Here is a 20,222-nt window from a genome sequence, read left to right as displayed (position 1 = left end):
TTTCGCCCTCTACCTTAAAAGTCTTCATCTAAAGAAAACGCCTGTTTGTTATTATCAGCAGAGGTTAATACACCACTTTTCTGATAATCGCCAACACGTTTTTCGAAGAAATTGGTTTTACCCTGCAATGAAATCATTTCCATAAAATCGAATGGATTGGTTGCATTGTAGATTTTTTTGTAACCCAGCTCCTGTAACCATCTATCGGCTACAAATTCGATATACTGGCTCATTAATTTTGCATTCATACCAATTAGCGCAACTGGTAAGGCATCAGTAATAAATTCTTTTTCAATTTCTACAGCATCACTAATAATGCCATGAACTGCTTCTTCGCTCAATTTATTGCTCAACATGCTGTAAAGTAAACAAGCAAATTCGCAATGTGAACCTTCGTCTCTCGAGATCAGCTCGTTACTGAAAGTTAATCCCGGCATTAAACCACGTTTCTTTAACCAGAAAATAGAGCAGAAACTTCCGCTGAAGAAAATACCTTCAACCGCAGCAAATGCCACTAAACGCTCGGCAAAAGTTCCATTTTCGATCCAGCGTAAAGCCCATTCTGCTTTTCTTTTCACCGCAGGTACGGTATCAATGGCGTGGAACAAACGGTCTTTTTCTTCTGGATCTTTAATATAAGTATCGATTAACAGGGCGTAGGTTTCGGCATGGATATTTTCCATCATAATCTGGAAACCATAAAAACAACGTGCTTCTGGCAATTGAACCTCACTCATGAAGTTTACCGCAAGATTTTCGTTCACAATACCATCACTAGCAGAAAAGAAAGCAAGGATGTGCGAAATGAAATGTCTTTCGCCATCGTTTAAATTGTCCCAGTGTTTCTGGTCGTCAGAGAGATCAATCTCTTCTGCAGTCCAAAAACTAGCTTCGGTCTTTTTATACATTTCCCAGATTGCCGGATACTTAATCGGCAAAAGCACAAATCTATCTTTGTTTTCTTGTAGTAATAATTCCTGTTCCATACGCTGATGTTTTTAATTCTATTTTTTTAACAGAGCCGACAAAGGCACGCATCCATCAATTTTAAATGATGATTGTAATGTCTTTTATCAAAACGCTGTTGTGAAAGTGCTAACTCTATTGCCCGACAAACAACTGAGTTTTTAGTTAGGGAAAATTTAAAATTGCAATCAGGTGATATACGTATAAATTACTAAAAACTAAGCTTTTATATTTGTTTTCAAGCGCAAGAAGTTAAAGAACTTTGTTATAACAAATATATATACGGCGGCCCTTTTTTGTGAACCAAAGTTGTTAACACCCTGTTCAATTGCTGGGGAAAAACGATCAGTCGAATATCATTTTCAAGCGAAAAAAAAGCTAATCGTTTCTTTTCAAGGGCTTAGCAAACCAAAATGAGTGTTAATAACTTAAATTTGAGGGGTATAACAACTACTAAATAGAGCCAAAAGGAGTATTACCCAGTCGTATAACTGAGGCTTACTTTAGCTATGCCTTTACGGAAGATACCGATCTGTTTTGCAGCACGTTCAGATAGATCTATAGCCAATCTTTTAGAGAAAGGACCACGGTCATTTACCTTTACCACAACTGATTTTCCGTTATCTGGATTGGTTACCGTAACCAAGGTGCCGAATGGCAGCGTACGATGGGCAGCTGTTAGCTTTTTTGCCCTGTATTTGGCGCCGCTGGTGGTACGGCGACCTTCAAATTTTCTGTGATAATAAGTGGCGAGAACTGTTTTTTTAATACTATCTGGTTCGTTTGATGAATCAGAATCTTGTGCTTTACCTTGTAAAAACAGGAAACAAAAACTTAATAACAACAGACACTTCATAGGCTAAATTTTCTTTATCGAGCCTGCAAATATAAGCATTTAGTTTATAATCAATAATTTGTGGAAAAACAGCCCGATTTTGCGCATTAAAAAAGGCGTACAACTTATCGCTGTACGCCCTTACCTAACCCTTCTACATCCACCTTATTTTTGATCTGGCACGAAATTCATTGAGATCGAATTTACGCAATGACGGGTGTCTTTATTGGTAAATCCTTCGCCCAAAAATACGTGCCCTAAATGCGCGCCACAATTGGCGCAAACAATTTCTGTACGCGAGCCATCAGCATCAGGGATACGCTTTACAGCGCCTTTAATTTCGTCATCGAAAGCAGGCCAGCCGCAGTGTGCATCGAACTTACTTTCCGAACGGTACAAGGCCGCATTACAACGCTTACAGGTATAAGTCCCTTTATCTGTTGTATGTTCATATTTACCTGTACCAGGGTATTCTGTACCTTTATTTACAATTACTCTTTCTTCTTCGGGTGTTAATGGATTCCAGTTCATTTTCTTTTTTGGTATGATTTGTTCTGTTTCCTTCGATTGTTTTACGGCTTTCTTATCTTGCTTTTGGGCACAAGCAGAAATACCTGTTATTAAAACAACAGCAGAAACCAAAAATAGTTTATTTAACATCGTTTTCATACCTCAATATACGCTATAGATTCTGTTTTGGTTTGCAGGTTTAAGAGAATGGGGTAGTGTTTACAAAGCGATGATAAATGAGCGGGGAGTTTGGAGTTTTCAGTAGGGAGTTTTCAGTTTTGGGTGCAGAACCTCACCCTGACAAAGTTTAGGTGGTATGTTCCTTTCGTTCCGTCCCTCTCCTCCAGGAGAGGGAAACGAGGGCTGGTGGTTTTAACCTTAAGCATTAAAGATTCCAGCCTGCGCGGGAATAACGCCATAAGAAGAAAGATGGCCATAACACGCCAACTTCGTGTACTTTGCGCCTTAGTGGTCGAACACATTCTTCGCGAACTTTGCGGTAAAAAAACAAAAAAAGCGTCCCGAACCTAATCGAAACGCTTTTCTATAAAGAGATTTTTAAATCTTATTTTGCTAATTCTTCTGCCATTGCAGCACCGATTTCAGCAGGACTTTCTACTACACGGATACCACACTCGCGCATGATTTTCATTTTAGCAGCTGCAGTATCATCAGCACCGCCAACAATAGCACCAGCGTGGCCCATTCTACGTCCTGGAGGCGCAGTTTGACCAGCGATGAAACCAACAACTGGTTTAGTACCATGTTCTTTGATCCAGCGGGCAGCTTCTGCTTCCATTCCACCACCAATTTCACCAATCATGATGATACCATGAGTTTCAGGATCGTTCATTAATAATTTAACTGCTTCTACAGTAGGTGTTCCAATAATTGGGTCACCACCAATACCGATAGCCGTTGTAATACCTAAACCAGCTTTAACAACCTGATCTACCGCTTCGTAAGTTAAAGTTCCTGATTTAGAAACCACACCTACATGACCTTTTTTGAAGATAAAACCTGGCATGATACCAATTTTAGCTTCGTCAGCCGTAATTACACCCGGGCAGTTAGGGCCGATAAGTGTAACATCGCGGTCAGTAATATATTCTTTAACCTGAATCATATCCTTAGTTGGGATACCTTCAGTAATACAAACAATAACTTTAATACCACCTTCGGCAGCTTCCATAATTGCATCAGCAGCAAAAGCTGGTGGCACAAAAATGATAGATACATTTGCACCCGTTTTATCAACGGCATCTTTAACAGTATTAAAAACAGGCTTATCTAAATGCAATTGCCCACCTTTGCCAGGCGTTACACCACCAACTACGTTTGTACCATAGGCCAGCATCTGCTCAGCGTGGTAAGTTCCTTCGTTTCCGGTAAAACCCTGAACGATAACCTTAGAATCTTTATTTACTAAAACGCTCATGTATCAATATTTTTTTTGTGCAAAGCTAATATTATTGAACTGGAATTCAAATCTAAAACCATATTATTTAGTCCGTTTTTTCAGGAAAATGTAAGGAAATGGTTTATAGCCGCCGTAGCCAATCATAGGCTTTATTCAGAAGTAAAAACAAACCGTTCGTTTTCAAATTAAAATATCAACATTTAGGATTAGGAAATGAGCAGTCCTGTGCTTTTGGAGGGCTGCACTCCCGCTCTCCGTTACTTCTGGTAAAAACCAGAGCCACTGTGATCGGGTTTAGTAACAAAGTGCTGGTGCTTATGGCAACATGTCTGGAGCAAGCCTTTCATTATAAACCTGACAGGAACGGCAGCCTCCGATTTTTTCTATCGGAGCTACAGTGGATGGCAGGACGGAACCCCACCTAAGAACGGCAAACCATACGTTTTCAAATTAAAATATCAACATTTAGGATTGGGAAATGAGCAGTTAAGCGCTTTTGGAGGGTTGCACTCCCGCTCTCCGTTACTTCTGGTAAAAACCAGAGCCACTGTGATCGGGTTTAGTAACAAAGTGCTGGTGCTTGTGGCAACATCCATACAAAACGCCTAAATTTACCTTTTGAGCGGAAAGACTAAAGACCAAAGCGGAAAGACTAAAAATCCAGACAAAACTTAAGCCAATTATAAAACGCATATGATCAAGAAACTAATCCCAATCGCAACCATTTTTGTTGCAGCCTTTATTTCAGTTAAGGCCAACGCACAAAGTACCGATACCAGTAAATACATCATCCAAAACGATATTGAAGTAGCCAAAGAGGAACCTGGTACGCATAACGGCGGGGGTAAAACCATCGGCTTTAACTTTTTTAGTGATGCCAAAAACCTTAAAACAGCATTCCGAAAAAGAACTTTAAAATCGGGCTCCTCTATCGGATACCATTTGCAAAAAGAAGATGAGATTTATTACGTACTCAGCGGAAACGGAACCATGCAGATGAATGGAAAAACTTTTGCGGTTAAACCTGGTGATGCCATTTTAACCCGCCCAGGTAGTTCGCATGGTATTGCCCCAAATGCCGGTAATGATTTGACTATTATGATTGTTTACGAGAAGAAATGATGATATTCGGTTCTTTACGAGATGCTACGATTTGGGAGTTGCATTAGTTTTTCATCCCCAGCCCCCTTCAAAGGGGGACTTTAATACACTACATTAGAGAACAGATACCAAACAATGGAACTGGAAAAACATTATACCAACAGAACGGGCTGGCTAAGGGCGGCAGTGCTTGGTGCCAACGACGGCATTATTTCTACAGCCAGTTTAGTTATTGGTATTGCTGCGGCGAGTGATACCAGAAGTCCGATTGTATTGGCGGCATTAGCGGGACTGGTTGCCGGAGCATTATCCATGGCAGCTGGAGAATATGTTTCAGTAAGTTCTCAGGCTGATATTGAAAAAGCAGATCTTGCACGCGAGAAAATAGAACTCGAAACCATGCCCGAATTGGAGCTGAAAGAGCTCGCGAAGATATATGTTACACAAGGGCTTGATGAAGATCTGGCCATGCAGGTAGCCATAAAATTAACCGAGAAAGATGCCTTAGGCACACATGCCAGAGATGAACTGGGTATTAACGAAATTACACAACCCAAACCGCTTCAAGCGGCTTTTGCATCTGGAGCCTCCTTTATAAGCGGTGGTATTTTACCTTTTTTAGTTGCTTTTCTTGCTCCAATAAAATCGATGGTGTTTTATCAATATGGTTTTGCTATCGTGTTTTTGGCCTTATCAGGTGCAATTGCAGCAAAAGCAGGAGGCTCTAACATGATTAAAGGGGTATTACGGATCTGTTTCTGGGGAACGGTGGCCATGGTAGTAACTGCTTTGGCTGGGTATATTTTCGAGGCCAGGACCAGTTAATCAATAGGCAGTTTACAGTTCTCGGTTGACGGTTCTATTTTGCAAAATCTGCGAGCATCCTTGTAATCTGTGGGAACCATTTAAACGTATTTATTCCCGCTGATTTTAGATGACAAACGCAGAATGTAGCTTGGCTTTTCCCGGTATCATAATCCTAAAAACGAAAAGCCGGACTAACTTTAATCGTTAATCCGGCTTTGCTTTACTTATCTCTCGTAATTCGTCATTCTGAATTTATTTCAGAATCTTAAATGCTATTCTAATCAAAATAGACCCTGATCCCGAACATTCGGGGACAGGGTGACGAACAGATAAAGAATAATTTCGATCCGGAAACAATTGCCAAAAAAGATAAAAACGAAAAGCCGAACCAACTTTAATCATTGATCCGGCTATGTTTTACTATTTATTAGACTAAAGATTTTCGGCTTCAGACTTAGGCTTTTCTACCTTTGGTTTTGGCTCAGTTTTCCAGGCTTTTACCCATTCGGCCTGTGCAGCTTCGTCATGGAAAGTCCATGCTACGAAACGGCTTATTTTTTGTCCCTGGCTCATTTGAACGGTGGTTACCTCAAAAGCATTTGCTTTAACCAATGCGCTGTAGATGCTTTTTAAGTTAGCACTTTTTGATACCAATGAGGTAAACCATAAAACCTGGTTTTTGATCTGCTCACTCTGGATAATCATTTGCTCTACAAAAGCACGTTCACCACCCGGGCACCAAAGCTCGGCCTTGTTACCACCAAAGTTTAATACATGTTTTACTTCCTTCTCATTTCCGCCCAGATTACGCCATTTCTGACGGGTACCTTGCTCAGCTTCTTTTAAAGAGGCATGAAACGGTGGATTACAAACCACCGCATCGAACCTTTCTTTACCACCTACAACACCCCTAAAAATACCCATTTTTGAAGATTGCTGACGGATTTCCACTGCCCCTTGTAATGGCTTATTGGCTTCGATAATGCGCTTAGCCGAATCGACCGAAAGTGGATCGATCTCAGAACCTACGAAACTCCAGCCATATTCCTGGTGACCAATGATGGGGTAAATACAGTTTGCACCTACACCAATATCCAATACATTAATATTGGCTCCTTTAGGGTTTTTACCTTTATTGCTTGAACCCAATAGATCGGCAACATAGTGAATATAATCGGCCCGGCCCGGAATAGGCGGACAAAGAAAATCCTGGGGAATGTCCCATTGTGAAATGTTATAAAAATATTTCAACAATGCCCTATTAAGTGCTTTAACGGCACTTTGATCTGCAAAATCGATAGAATCATCATTGTGTTCGTTTTTAAAAACGAAACGTTTTAATTCTTTTGAGGTTGCTATAAGTTGTTTGAAATTGTAACGCGAACGGTGTTTGTTGCGTGGGTGTAACTCGCTTTTTTCCTTGCGGTTATTTTGTTCTTCTTGAGCCAATGTGCTATGGATTAATTAAACAAGCTGTGTGCATGTTTCTAACACAAAGGTACATAAAAAGGTTGAAGGCATGAAGGCTGAGGGTAGAAGGCTTTTGCATGTGCTATAAAAACAAAGATTTACTATAGCATAAATACAAGAAATTTTCCGTGATTCCGTGGCTAAATTATCTGCACCCAGAACTGAAAACTCACAACTGAAAACTCCAAACTACACCTCCTCTGCTTTTTCTATCATTGCAGGCTGAATAGCTTTCTGATACTTTGCCTCATCAAACTGGTTTTCACTTTTAGCAATTACTATGGTGGCCACGCCGTTTCCGATTACATTGGTTATAGCCCTTGCTTCGCTCATAAAACGGTCTACACCAATTAATATGGAGATATGTTCTATCGGCATAATTTTCAAAGCGGTTAAGGTTGATACCAAAACGATAAAGCCGCTCCCCGTTACCCCAGCTGCACCTTTAGAAGTAACCATAAGCACGCCTAAAACTGTAATCTGCTGACCCAAGGATAAATCGACATGAAAAACCTGACAAAGAAATATTACGGCCATGGCCAGGTAAATTGCCGTTCCATCAAGATTAAAAGAATAGCCGGTAGGGATAACCAAACCAACAACCGATTTATCGCACCCAATAGCTTCCATTTTCTGCATCATGCTTGGCAATGCCGATTCGGAAGAAGAAGTACCCAGTACAATTAAAATTTCCTGTCGGATATACTTCAGGTAAGCCCACAAGCTAAAGTTATAATAGCGGCAAATCCCATTTAAAACAATAAAAATGAACAGGATGCAGGTTAAATAAACTGAGCCCATTAGTTTAGCCATACCCACTATACTTTCCAAACCATGCGTACCAATGCTGAAGGCCATTCCTCCGAAAGCCCCAATTGGCGCTAAACGCATAATTACCTTCATAATTTTGAAGAGTACTTTCGATATTTTATCGAAGGCATTTAAAACGCTTGTTCCCTCTCCTCCTAATTTATTCAAACCATAACCGAAAAGAATGGCAAATAGCAAAATCTGTAAAATGTTTCCCTCAGCAAAAGCGGCAATCACATTATGCGGGATAATATGCAGAAAGAATTCTGCCCAGTTCATATCTTTTGCCTGCTCGGCATAACCAACAATTTTTGTAGCATCGCTAGCCTTAGTTATCATTCCGGCACCAGGCTTTAAAACATTCGCTACCACTAAACCAATTGCAATAGCTACTGTGCTTACAATTTCGAAATATAACAATGCTTTGCCACCCACCCTACCTACTTTTTTCATATCGCCCATGTGAGCAATACCTAAAACAATAGTAAAGAATATAATTGGTGCAATTAACATGCTAATCAGGTTGATAAAACCCTGACTGATCAATTTAGCTGTAGGCGCAAAACCGGGGAAGAAAATCCCAACATTAATTCCTATTATGATGGCAAGGATGACCTGAAAGGTTAAATTGGAGAATACTTTTTTTATAAATTCTATAAATGTCATCTTTATTTTTTTAGGTGTTTTGGCTTGCTATTGAATAATGAACAGACAGTAAGCTTAAAATAATTTTATTTATAAATACTGACCTCAATTTTCCCGTCGGCAGTAATTGCGCCTCTATACATTCCCTCGGTATTAAATGGCATAGTCATATTTCCTTTTTTATCCAAAGCAATTAAACCACCGTCGCCCCCCATTTTACCTACTTTATCTAAAGCAATTTTCGATGCCTCTGCAACAGATAAGCCCTTATATTCCATTAAATCGGAAATCGTTTTGGCCACCACATTACGGATATAAAACTCGCCCCAACCAGTACAGGAAATACCTGCTGTTTCATTATTACAGTAGGTACCCGCCCCTATAATTGGTGCATCGCCCACACGTCCATATTTTTTGTTCGTCATACCACCGGTTGAGGTTCCCGCTGCCAGGTTTCCAGCCTGATCTAAAGCTACACAACCCACCGTGCCGAATTTGTAATCGTGGTTTTTAATTCCAAATAATTCCGATTTTTTACTTCCATGATCTAAAACCGCTTTGGTAGAATCTTCTTTAATGGCCTGTTTTAAGCCATCCCAACGTTCCTTAGTCCAGAAATATTTAGGATCTACGATTTTCAATCCGACCTCTTTTGCAAACTGATCGGCACCTGCGCCAACCATAATTACATGTTCCGATTTTTCCATCACAGCCCGTGCTGCAGAAATTGGATTTTTTATGGTAGTTACCCCAGCAACAGATCCCGCCATTAAGGTTTTTCCATCCATTATTGCGGCATCAAGCTCATTTCTGCCATCATGTGTAAAAACAGCACCTTTGCCAGCATTAAAATGCGGATCATTTTCTAAAACATGAATGGTTGCTTCAACGGCATCGAGGCTCGATTTACCTGCTTTAATTTCTGCATAACCTGCATTTAGTGCTTTTGTTAAGGCAGCGATATAAGCAGCCTCCTTTTCGGGACTCATGTTCTTTTTGAGAATAGTACCAGCACCACCGTGAATCACCATTACATATTTTTTCTGCTGTGCAGAAACCTGCAAGGCTAAAGCCGAAAACAAGAATAAGGCAAGTAATTTTAACCGTTTCATCTTCCTATTGGGTTTAAGAAGCCGTTAAATTAAGAAAATCCTTGAGAATAAATAAGTTTAAACTTTAGCTATCCCTTTGGATGAGAACTGCAGATCATAAAGCTTTTTATAGTAGCCATTTAATTTTAACAGCTGTTGATGCGTGCCTTTTTCTTTAATCTCACCTTTATCGAGCACAATAATCTGATCGGCCTTTTGAATGGTCGATAAACGGTGGGCAATTACAATTGAGGTACGACCTTCCATTAAGTTATCAATAGCCTTCTGGATCAATAATTCTGTTTCGGTATCCACTGATGAAGTGGCTTCATCTAAAACCAAAATAGCCGGATTATGCACAAGGGCACGGATAAACGAAATCAACTGGGCCTGACCAGCTGAGAGTGTAGCACCTCTTTCCATCACATTATATTGATAGCCACCCGGTAAACGTTCTATAAAGTCGTGAGCACCAACTTTTTTGGCAGCATTCACCACTTCTTCGATGGTAATTTGGGGGTTATTTAGTGTAATGTTGTTTAAAATGGTATCCGAAAACAAGAAAACATCCTGAAGTACAGTAGCAATATTACTCCTTAAGTAATCCAGATCAAAATCTTCGATATGAATGTCATCTACGGTGATATCACCCTTTTTCACTTCGTAAAAACGGTTCAGGATATTAATGGTAGAAGATTTACCAGCACCTGTTGCCCCTACCAAGGCCACAGTTTCGCCAGCCTTCACTTCGAATGTAAGGTCTTTCAGCACGTAGTTTTCGTCGTTATAGGCAAACCAAACCTTTTCGAATTTAATATTCCCGTCTAATTTGGCTGGCTTTTGCGTCCCCATATTTGGCGTAGTTTCATCAGTATCTAAAACTTTAAAAACACGTTCGGCACCCACCATTCCCATCTGCAGCGTATTAAACTTATCGGCCAACTGGCGGATCGGTGTAAATACCATACCCAGGTACATAATAAACTGTGTGATGGTTCCAGGCGTTACATCCAACGGTTTGGAAAGAATACTTTTTGCGCCGTACCACACCAACAAACCCAGCGACATGGCCGAGATTAACTCCACCACAGGAAAAAAGATAGAGTAATACCAGTTAGAACGGATATTGGCATCACGATAGCGCTTATTAATGGCGTAAAATTTTCTGTATTCCTGTTTCTCCCTGGCAAAATACTGCACAATAGATACACCCGTAATGTGTTCCTGCAAAAAAGTATTCAGGTTAGAAACCTCATTCCTGATTTCCTGGAAAGCCACTTTAATCGCTTTCTGGAATTTCCGGGTAGCAATAATCAACAATGGAATGGGCAAAAGCACCACTAAACTCAATTGCCAATCGGTATATAACATGACGCACACAATCACCACCACCTGCAAACTATCGCCTATCATCGAGATTAAACCTTCCGAAAAGATATCGGCAATAGTTTCCAAATCGGAAACAGTTCTGGTAATTAATTGTCCGATAGGCGTTTTATCGAAGAATTTTAGGCGGAGTTTTGTAATGTGGTTAAAAACATTGATCCGAAGATCGCGGATAACCGATTGACCTAACGTATTGGTTAAAAGCGTGTGGTTATATTGAATCAAAGTTTGTAAGATCAACATAAAGATCATCAACATGGTCATATTCACCAGGCCAGAATAATTTCCGGTTAAAATATAATGATCGAGTGTATACTTAATTAAAAACGGACGGACCGGAGAAATGGCCGCAAGCAGAATGGTTAAAATAACCGACCATACAAAAACGGCACGGTAAGGCTTTACGTATTGAAAAATACGTTTCAGTAATCCAGTGTTGTATACGTCGCCTGTAACTGCCATTTTTTTTTAATTTTGAATGAGAGAGTTTCGAATATTGAATGTTAGAGATACTTTTTCATTCCCTCATTCAATCCTGCTCTCATTCAATCATTTTATATAATCGTATTCTATTCTCACTAAGTATAAGCCACAAGCAGGCACCGATTGCCCGGCCTTACTGCGGTTTTTACTTTCTATTATTGCTTTAAAATCTGTTAAATTTATTTCTTTTTTACCGATCTCTACCAAAGTACCCATAATGGCTCTTACCATATTGCGTAGAAAACGGTCGGCCTGAATGGTAAAAACCAATCCATCTTCCTGCTGCTCGAAAACAGCTTTGCTTATTTTACAGTTATTGGTAAAAGTTTGCGTGTTTGATTTGCTAAAACACGAAAAATCGGTATAATTTAATAACAGTGCCGCTGCCTCGTTCATTGCATCTACATCCAGTTTATCTTTAACCAACCACGATCGGTTAAGTTTGAAAGGATTTTTTTCGAAGTGAAGGTAATATTTATAAGCACGGGCAGTGGCATCAAAGCGGGCATGGGCATCATCATGTACAGGTATAATCCGTTTTGCTGCAATTTGATAAGGCAGCATGGCATTAATACCGGTTACCGCACTTAAAACCTTAGCCTCTTCTACACCTTCAACATCAAAATGTGCATAAAAATCAGTAGCATGCACGCCTGCATCCGTTCTTCCACAGCCCAATGTTTCGATGGGCTGTCTAAAAAAAACAGACATAGCCTTATCTAACAATTCCTGAACGGTAATTGCATTAGGTTGTGTTTGCCAGCCATGGTATAAGCTGCCATCATAAGCCAATTGGATGAAATACCTTTTTTTACTCAAAGCGATGCAAAAATACTTTTTTCCTTTTATTTAGAAGGAAAGCGCTCTACATTTATTATAAGTAGCCATAACTAAGGTGTAGCGGTATTTTTCTCGTCAAACTGCCATTTATTATTGTAAAAACCGGCCAGCTTAATGCCTTTGCTTCCTTCTTTTGGTAACTCAGATGAAAAAATCATAAAATCAGGGAAACCACTACCTCCGGCAAAATACTGGTTGGCATAAGCCGCTTTCATCCCTTTTACTCCAGTACTGGCTACTACGCCTATCAATAATTTATTGTCGTGTTGAGGCCAAATGTAATATGCGGCTAAATCATCGCCTTTCAACACATGTTGTTTCGTTGTTATTTGCGAATTGCTTACTTGTATAGGACAATCTTTAAGTAATTTATTCCAGGCTGTATTATTTTCGGAGTTTCCATATAAAATAATATTACGCCCCTGGTATTTTGATGCTGAAAATTCTTTATCCATAATGATATCAATAGCTCCATTACCCCGGTAATACCAACTTTCAGCATCGTATTTGGCTTTATTTAAATTAGCCAGATTGACTTCAGCAGAACCGTTTGTTCCAACCACAAAAACCATTTTATGATTAAAAGCTTCTTTAAATGTGCCATATCGTAAAGGGTTTTTATCTCTTTTATCAATTTTAGTGATGATTTGCCACGCATCGTTATTTTTCTCTAAAAACAGGGTATCATTAACGCTTTGTGTGGTATAATTAATAACTGTTAAACTATCTAAAGTAATTTTTATGGGTGTTTTTACAGCAAAATCTGTTAAAGCCAATTTTAAAAGCGCAACGTTCTCGGTTTTACCAACAATGGTTGATAGCTTCCTGTCTCTTGTTAAAATGATGCGACTATATTGTAAAGGCTGCGTTTGCTGATAAATAGTAGCCCAGCGATAAGTAGACGAAATTCCGGGACTAGATGTGGTAAAATCGATGCGGTTTACAGCAGAATCGGCAGCAATAGTATGCCACTTAAAAAAACTAAAAATAGGTGGCCAGTCTACACTTTGGTCACCGAACCAGTGCTCGCCGCCTGGATATTCATAATAACTAAAATCGGCATGAAAACCAGCAAGTAATTTCTTCATTTGCCTTGCATAACTAACAGGCACTACCCTATCCGCATCGCCATGCAAAACATAAACGCCTAATGGTGTGTAATTAGTCACTAATTTCGGAACATCGCTCTGGTTGCCAGCCCTTAACAACATCCTTTCGACCATATTTTTACTACTATCAGGGATTTTCCCATCGGCAGAACCGTAATCTTTAAGCGAAGCATAACCTGCGGCAGGTGCAATAGCAGCCCATTTATCGGGGTAAGTGGCACCTAAAAACCAGGTACCATGTCCACCCATAGAATGGCCGGTCAGGTAAATCTGTTTATCGTTTGGTTTAAACTGATCCTTTGCCAACGCCAACGCTTCTAAAGCATCCTGTCTACCCCAATCTTCCCAATTAAAACCACGTGGCCTGCGGTTAGTGGCTGCAACTACCGTTCCCCAATCTTTAGATTTATAGGCTTTTGCCTGACCAATGGCTTCTACACCGGCACCGTGGACCGACAGAAACAATGCTGAATTTGGTTTCCAGCCGTTAAGCTGTGGGGTAACTGCGAAATACTGCAAGCTGCCATCAATTTTACTGATAAAAGTCTGTTTATAGCTTGATGAATTGGCTAAAGCTTCAATTACAATCGTTTTCTGTTCCACATTTGTTTTGTTCTGTAAGAGTTGTATTTCGAGATTATAATTACCTGGTGTGGTTATGGTACTTGCATCTAACTCAAAAATCACCTTCCTCATGCTCAGTTTGGCGATGCGCGAAATGGCCACTTCCTGCTGTTTACCATTTAAAACAGTTTTGATATGCAAACCGTTAACATCTTTCAAAGAAGAATTACTTACCGTTAATGCCCCTTTTAGTACACCATTTGCCCGATTGATCACAATGTTCGGTAAAGTAACGTCGTCTGTATGGATGAGTAACTTTTTAGCATTAATAATGATCATAGGCAATATGCTGGCACCTCTTACAAAAAGTTCGTTTACACCTTTTTTTAATTGAACCGGAATATTCATATAAGCCGATGCATAGGGATCGCCCATATGTGGGGTACCATTGAAAAACAAACTATTGCCTCCAATTACATTTAAAATTGCCGTCTGTTCTTTTGGGGAAGTGTAAGTAATATAGAGATAATCAGAACCTCTATCTATGCTCCCTGGATTTAGGAAAGGATTATTTGTAGTCTGAAAAGATCTTCTGGAGAATGCACTAAAACGGCCATTAGCATCTGCTTTAATTGCTTTCCATAATACTTTTTGACCATCTTTGCCTGCTGAAAACGCACCATTTTCCGTCGGCCTCTGCAATTTTCCATTTGCCATTTGCCAGGCCAGTAAATCGGTATAAACAGCTTCGCGGCCATAACGGCTACCACTGGCTACCGTTAATGCCTGCTCAAATTTAAGGGTATCTTGCGCAAAGGTGTTTGTTGCAGCAAGCAGGAAAATTAGAAAAAGTAAGTTTTTTGGCATAAATCGTTTTATTGGTATGGTTTATCAAAGTTAACCGATTTAAAAGACCACCATCGCAGAACAGTTGGATGTAATACCTTTTTTACCCAAAGCGACATATAAGTACTATTTAAGGGCAAAGGGGTGAATAGCGCGTTTGGCGCTGAGCGTTTGGAGTTAGGGGTTTCGGGTTCGACGGAAAATATTGATGAAAATTGTAATTCATGCTCCTTATCAATTTCTGCTCCTATCTGGAAACTTTAATCTTTCTTTCTTTTCTCAAAAAAGGCTAGATTTGTTCCTATACATTTACATTCATGATACAAAGAATACAATCGATCTGGTTTTTTTTAGCGGCATTAACTTTGACTTTAATGTTATTTTTACCTATCGCCACAAAAGATGCTGCAGGAACAGAATCAGCGGTATACACTACCGGGCTATACCAAACTTTAACTATTAAAGCAGGCATAAGTCTTAAAGTTCAATCTTTTCTACCTTTAATTATTACCAACATAGCTGTTGCATTTATTTGTTTAATGAATATCTTCAACTATAAAAAGAGAAGTTTTCAAAAACGGATTGCCGTTATTTCGATCATACTAATTGGAGGTTTTGCTTTTTGGTGCAGTGTTTATGCTAAAAAACTACCTGGCGGTATTGAAGGTGCTAGTTTTGGTGTTGGAGCATATTTGCCTGCCTTAGCTATTTTATTCGTTGTACTGGCTATCTTTGGCATCAATAAAGATGAAAGATTAATCCGCTCGGCCGAAAGGTTAAGATAATTCGCTTATGACTTACAGAAATACATTTACCGTTCTTTTTATCTGTTTACTCTTTTCGTGCAAAAAAGGCGGAAGCAAATCTGAAATAAATTTCCCATTAATGCTACAAACAGAAAATCTGGTTAAAAAATCAGAAACACGTTTATTTACGGCGAACGGTGAAATAAAAGATCAAAATATAATTAAGCAGTTTATTAAAAACGAAAGCAACTTTATTGTACCAGATCATTACGTTGCAGATGGCAGCAGTTTGTTTTTTTCAACTAACGATATGGCAACAATTGGCGGAAATGTAAACTATTCGGTAGTAAAAGACGGAGATTTAATTTTGTTCTACTCTCCAAAAACCGTATTAACCAACAATGAACTCATTGATCAGATTTTTAAATACCGGGCTCCAGTAACTCCTATCACAGCTCAGAATGGATACAACTTTATTACGCAGGAAGTAAAGGTTGCCCGTGGGGATTACGATAAATTTTCATTTTCGAGAACAGTTTTTTTGCTAAAACGCGGAGCCACTTCAAAACAATCGGGGATTGCATTTAACGATATTGCAGATGATATAGTTTCCAAATTGACAGCTCAGGATACCCTGGCCTATTTAGAAACCGCACTGATTATGGCTCGTTAACGCCTCCTAAAACAAAATAGTTTGATTAAAGCTATTTATCTAATATTAATTTTAAATATTTTTCGGCACTAATCTGCTTTGCAAACATTTTCAACTTAAAAGTAGAAGTGCTCAAAAGAGGATTGCAAGCTGACCATTATTACTAATTGCCGGTTTTGTATTTGGTGTAACTGCTATGCCCGCACTCGCTATTTTATTTTTGATTCTTGCCATCTTCGGCATTAACAAGGATGAAAGATTGATATGCTCGGCTGAAAGGTTGCGCTAGTTCTTTAATTTTAACAGAAAATTACCTCTCTCTATGCCGATTAAAATAAATTATGCGGTTAACTACATCTGTTCGGTGGTTTTGCTTTGCGGAATCTTATCGTGCAATAAAAGCATCCGTACTTTCGGAAAAACCAAAATCGCTAAAAGTGTCGATTCGATCTCCCTTAAACAGAGAATAGCCGAAATAAAAGGTTTAAATACCGATATTTTTACGAAAGGATCATTCAAAGGCGCTGGTAATACACCAATTGTATACCGCTTACTAAAACCAAAAAGTACGAACAGAAAACTTCCATTGGTAATTGTATTTCATGGATCAAACGCGGTTGGAAACGACAATAGCAGCCAACTGGGTATTTTAGCAAAATTATTTGCTACGGATGAGATACAGGCGAAATACCAAGCTTTTATTTTGGCACCGCAGTTCCCTTCGCGATCGTCAAATTACATGATGGACCAAAGCAGAAATGTACTTACCTCTGTACCACAGCCGTGTTTAACAACCGCATTACAGCTGATTGATAGCTTAAAAAACACTTTAAATATTGATGAGAAAAGGATTTACCTCATCGGTTTTTCGATGGGGGCATCTTCGGTGATCAATGCCTTATCGTTAAAGCCTGATTTATTCGCTGCAGGTATAAGCATTTCCGGCATACCGCAATTCGACAAAGTAAAAACACTCACGAACATTCCAATTTGGTTGATCCACGGAAATATGGATACTGAAAACCCCTTCAACAGCGATGAGCAGTTTTTTAAAGAACTAAGCCATAACAACAAGATCAGGTTCTGGGAGTTCGACGATCTGGCTCACAACGATATTTTCGCTCCTGCAATTTTAACTGACGAACTGCCCCATTGGCTGTTTAAATACAAACGTAAATAGCTGCATTACCCCAGCAACCTAAACCCGGTTGGCGTGAAAATCCTTTTTAAAACCTGAAAGGTTTGAAAAAGATTGAAACAGAAAACGGGACTGAGGTAACCTAAGCACAACTGCAGCCGCTTTCAAAACAAAAAACACATGTTCTTATTGCAATCACGACCTCAATTTAAACCTGCTACATCCTACCTTTTCCATCATCCATCTTACATCTACTGTTACTTCCTTATTTTCAAATATTTAGCTTAAAAAACTATTTACTTGATTATCTGTGAAATACGAAATATTAACCTTACCTTTGCGGCTCAATTAAAAATAAAAAGACGAATGACAAACCCATTTCAATTATTGGGGATAAGTGATGACGTCGTTAATGCCGTAAAGGATCTTGGATTTGAAACTCCAACACCTATTCAGGAGCAAAGTATTCCTGTACTGTTAGAAGGCACTAATGATTTTGTTGGTTTGGCCCAAACAGGAACAGGAAAAACAGCCGCATTTGGTTTGCCGCTGTTAGAACTAATCGATTTTAAAGTTAATAAACCACAGGCATTGATTTTATGCCCTACCCGTGAGTTATGCTTGCAAATCGCTAACGACCTTAAAAACTTTTCTAAAAACGTTGCTAATGCCCACGTTGTTGCCGTTTACGGTGGTGCGAACATTATGCAACAACTACGCGAAATACGCCAAGGCGTTCAGATCGTAGTGGCCACGCCCGGCCGTATGTTGGACATCATTGGCCGTAAAGCCATTGATTTTTCTTCAGTTAAATATGTTGTGCTTGATGAAGCTGACGAGATGTTGAACATGGGTTTCCAGGACGACATTAACGACATTTTATCAACTACTCCTGATGACAAAAAAACCTGGTTATTCTCGGCTACTATGCCTGCAGAAGTTCGCCGTATAGCTAAAAACTATATGGATAACCCTGTTGAATTAACCATGGGCACAAAAAATACAGGTAACGTAAACATCGAACACGAATATTACATTGTTCGTGCACGTGATAAATATGCTGCCTTAAAACGTATTGTAGATTTTAACCCTGAAATTTTTGCCGTAGTATTTTGTAAAACCAAATTGGATACACAAGATGTTGCCGAGCACTTAATTAAAGATGGTTACAATGCTGATGCTTTGCACGGCGATTTATCGCAACAACAACGTGATAAAGTAATGCAACGTTTCCGTGAGCGTAACATGCAGTTGTTAATTGCTACTGATGTTGCCGCACGTGGTATCGATGTAAACAATGTAACACACGTAATCAACTATTCTTTACCTGATGAAATTGAAAGTTATACCCACCGTTCTGGCCGTACAGGCCGTGCTGGTAAAACTGGTATCTCTATCTGTATCATCAACTCTAAAGAAGTTGGAAAAATCCGTCAGTTAGAGCGCATTATTGGTAAACAATTTACCAAAGCTGAGCTTCCTACAGGATTTGATGTTTGTGAAAAACAATTGTTCTCTTTGGTACATAAAGTACACAATGTAGAAGTTAACAACGAACAAATTGATCAGTACATTCCACGTATTATGGATGAATTTGCTGATTTATCAAAAGAAGATGTAATTAAACGTTTTGCTTCATTAGAATTTAACCGTTTCTTGGATTACTACTCTAAAGCTCCTGATTTAAATGCTGCAGTTGGCGATGATCGTGGTGCAGACAGAGGCGAAAGAGGTGCCGGACGTGGACGTGGTAGCGAAGGTTACACCCGTTTGTTCATCAACTTAGGTTCTGTAGATGAGTTTACCCGTGGCGATATGTTATCATTTATCTGTAACAACGGTAAAATTGGTGGCAAAAGCGTTGGTAAAATCGATTTAAAAGGTGTTTTCTCTTTCTTTGAAGTGGAAGACGATGTAGCTGACAAAGTTTTTGAAGGCTTTAAATCTGTTGAGTTTAACGGTCGTCAGGTACGGATCGAGAAAAGCGGAGACGGCGGTCGTGGTGAAGGTGCTGGCGAAAGACGCGGTGGCGGTGAAAGACGTAGCGGTGGTTTCGGCGGTGAACGCAGAAGCGGCGGCGGTTATCGTGGCGGAGGTGATAGAAAATCTGGCGGTGGTAGCGGAAGACGTGAAGGTGGGAACAGTGGTGGCGGTTTCAGAGATTTCTCTGGACGTAGCCGTGATGACAAAGGTGGCAACACCGGAGGTCCACGCAGAGAAGGCGGAAACCGTGAAGGTGGCAGTGGCGAACGAAGAAAAAAATGGTAAATCACTAAACCAAATATTTTACAGCCGTTCTGATTATTCAGGGCGGCTTTTTTTATGGGTAAATTTTGTTGTGAAGGGGTGACGTCATTTTGAGGGATAATTTATTATATAAAAATCAATATGAGTGACGTTTAATTGATTTCTTTTGCCCTAAGGCGTGGTCTTGCCTCGGCTCGCCGCCGCCGAAGGGCTCTTTCTTTTTGGCATCAAAAAGAAACAAAAAATGCCGGCTGAAAATTTTTCTTTTGAAGTCAGTTGTACAGCTAGAACAGTGCAGTCCGAAAAATTTGTTATGCCGGATTTAAGTAGAACGGGGATACGGTGCTATGGCCTAGCTGGACGGAAACGCAAAATCGATTAAAACGCTGATTAATAGCGTCTTGTTAAACAACGTCAATGATAGAAGTGCAACGCAGTCGGGAAATCTATTAGTATATCTGTCCGGTGTCGCATCAACAGATATATGTGATGTCAGATGTTACCAGCTGACCTCTAACCGAATTCTTAATTTAGTGCTTCTATAGTTACCTTTCAC

General features: G+C 39.6%; 17 protein-coding genes. 7 read left to right on the top strand and 10 right to left on the bottom strand.

The window, feature by feature from the left end; genetic code table 11:
- Positions 1 to 14: 14 nt before the first annotated feature.
- The 4 genes from LQ201_RS18410 to sucD form a co-directional block, all read right to left on the bottom strand.
- Positions 15 to 986: a ribonucleoside-diphosphate reductase small subunit gene (locus LQ201_RS18410; protein WP_025145778.1), complete on the bottom strand. Its 972-nt coding sequence runs from the start codon at positions 984 to 986 to the stop codon at positions 15 to 17.
- 455 nt (positions 987 to 1,441) lie between these two features.
- On the bottom strand, positions 1,442 to 1,822 hold the full coding sequence (locus LQ201_RS18405) for a septal ring lytic transglycosylase RlpA family protein (RefSeq protein WP_230146282.1): 381 nt from the start codon (positions 1,820 to 1,822) through the stop codon (positions 1,442 to 1,444).
- 144 nt (positions 1,823 to 1,966) lie between these two features.
- The gene (locus tag LQ201_RS18400) at positions 1,967 to 2,470 is read right to left on the bottom strand and encodes a methionine-R-sulfoxide reductase (RefSeq protein ID WP_215131388.1); all 504 of its coding nucleotides are present in this window, start codon (positions 2,468 to 2,470) and stop codon (positions 1,967 to 1,969) included.
- Positions 2,471 to 2,876: 406 nt separating this feature from the next.
- The gene (sucD, locus tag LQ201_RS18395) at positions 2,877 to 3,749 is read right to left on the bottom strand and encodes a succinate--CoA ligase subunit alpha (RefSeq protein WP_230146281.1); all 873 of its coding nucleotides are present in this window, start codon (positions 3,747 to 3,749) and stop codon (positions 2,877 to 2,879) included.
- Positions 3,750 to 4,424: 675 nt separating this feature from the next.
- Here sucD and LQ201_RS18390 point away from each other — a divergent pair.
- Together LQ201_RS18390 and LQ201_RS18385 are read left to right on the top strand one after the other, a co-directional pair.
- Positions 4,425 to 4,853 carry a cupin domain-containing protein gene (locus LQ201_RS18390; RefSeq protein WP_230146280.1) on the top strand — a complete coding sequence of 143 codons (429 nt, stop codon included), beginning with the start codon at positions 4,425 to 4,427 and terminating at the stop codon, positions 4,851 to 4,853.
- A gap of 114 nt (positions 4,854 to 4,967) precedes the next feature.
- The gene (locus LQ201_RS18385; RefSeq protein ID WP_230146279.1) at positions 4,968 to 5,657 is read left to right on the top strand and encodes a VIT family protein; all 690 of its coding nucleotides are present in this window, start codon (positions 4,968 to 4,970) and stop codon (positions 5,655 to 5,657) included.
- 414 nt (positions 5,658 to 6,071) lie between these two features.
- On the opposite strand, the gene rlmF is transcribed toward LQ201_RS18385, so the two are convergent.
- The 6 genes from rlmF to LQ201_RS18355 all read right to left on the bottom strand — a co-directional run bounded on the left by rlmF (position 6,072) and on the right by LQ201_RS18355 (position 14,904).
- On the bottom strand, positions 6,072 to 7,088 hold the full coding sequence (rlmF, locus tag LQ201_RS18380; protein ID WP_230146278.1) for a 23S rRNA (adenine(1618)-N(6))-methyltransferase RlmF: 1,017 nt from the start codon (positions 7,086 to 7,088) through the stop codon (positions 6,072 to 6,074).
- A gap of 210 nt (positions 7,089 to 7,298) precedes the next feature.
- Positions 7,299 to 8,585, bottom strand: a complete 1,287-nt coding sequence (gene dctA / locus LQ201_RS18375; RefSeq protein ID WP_230146277.1) for a C4-dicarboxylate transporter DctA — start codon at positions 8,583 to 8,585, stop codon at positions 7,299 to 7,301.
- Positions 8,586 to 8,650: 65 nt separating this feature from the next.
- On the bottom strand, positions 8,651 to 9,676 hold the full coding sequence (locus LQ201_RS18370) for an isoaspartyl peptidase/L-asparaginase family protein (RefSeq protein ID WP_230146276.1): 1,026 nt from the start codon (positions 9,674 to 9,676) through the stop codon (positions 8,651 to 8,653).
- Positions 9,677 to 9,733: 57 nt separating this feature from the next.
- Positions 9,734 to 11,503 (bottom strand): ABC transporter ATP-binding protein, encoded by a 1,770-nt coding sequence (locus tag LQ201_RS18365; RefSeq protein ID WP_230146275.1) that lies wholly within the window; start codon positions 11,501 to 11,503, stop codon positions 9,734 to 9,736.
- A gap of 87 nt (positions 11,504 to 11,590) precedes the next feature.
- Positions 11,591 to 12,343: a tRNA pseudouridine(38-40) synthase TruA gene (gene truA / locus LQ201_RS18360; protein ID WP_230146274.1), complete on the bottom strand. Its 753-nt coding sequence runs from the start codon at positions 12,341 to 12,343 to the stop codon at positions 11,591 to 11,593.
- A gap of 71 nt (positions 12,344 to 12,414) precedes the next feature.
- Positions 12,415 to 14,904 carry a prolyl oligopeptidase family serine peptidase gene (locus LQ201_RS18355; protein ID WP_230146273.1) on the bottom strand — a complete coding sequence of 830 codons (2,490 nt, stop codon included), beginning with the start codon at positions 14,902 to 14,904 and terminating at the stop codon, positions 12,415 to 12,417.
- 296 nt (positions 14,905 to 15,200) lie between these two features.
- Between LQ201_RS18355 and LQ201_RS18350 the strand changes: the two genes are divergently transcribed.
- The 5 genes from LQ201_RS18350 to LQ201_RS18335 all read left to right on the top strand — a co-directional run bounded on the left by LQ201_RS18350 (position 15,201) and on the right by LQ201_RS18335 (position 19,687).
- Positions 15,201 to 15,668: a DUF4293 domain-containing protein gene (locus LQ201_RS18350; protein ID WP_230146272.1), complete on the top strand. Its 468-nt coding sequence runs from the start codon at positions 15,201 to 15,203 to the stop codon at positions 15,666 to 15,668.
- A gap of 100 nt (positions 15,669 to 15,768) precedes the next feature.
- Positions 15,769 to 16,302, top strand: a complete 534-nt coding sequence (locus tag LQ201_RS18345) for a hypothetical protein (protein WP_230146271.1) — start codon at positions 15,769 to 15,771, stop codon at positions 16,300 to 16,302.
- A 175-nt stretch (positions 16,303 to 16,477) separates the two neighbouring features.
- Entirely contained in the window at positions 16,478 to 16,570 is a 93-nt protein-coding gene (locus tag LQ201_RS25745; protein WP_371823053.1) for a DUF4293 family protein, read from the top strand.
- Between the two features lie 33 nt (positions 16,571 to 16,603).
- Positions 16,604 to 17,461 (top strand): acetylxylan esterase, encoded by an 858-nt coding sequence (locus LQ201_RS18340; RefSeq protein ID WP_230146270.1) that lies wholly within the window; start codon positions 16,604 to 16,606, stop codon positions 17,459 to 17,461.
- 324 nt (positions 17,462 to 17,785) lie between these two features.
- Complete coding sequence (locus LQ201_RS18335; protein WP_230146269.1) at positions 17,786 to 19,687, top strand: DEAD/DEAH box helicase; 1,902 nt, start codon at positions 17,786 to 17,788, stop codon at positions 19,685 to 19,687.
- Positions 19,688 to 20,222: the final 535 nt, after the last annotated feature.

The sequence above is a fragment of the Pedobacter sp. Bi126 genome, from assembly GCF_918698245.1.
Lineage (GTDB): Bacteria > Bacteroidota > Bacteroidia > Sphingobacteriales > Sphingobacteriaceae > Pedobacter.
The sequence above is the reverse complement of the archived record's forward strand: the minus strand, read 5'-3'. Positions and strand labels throughout refer to the sequence as shown.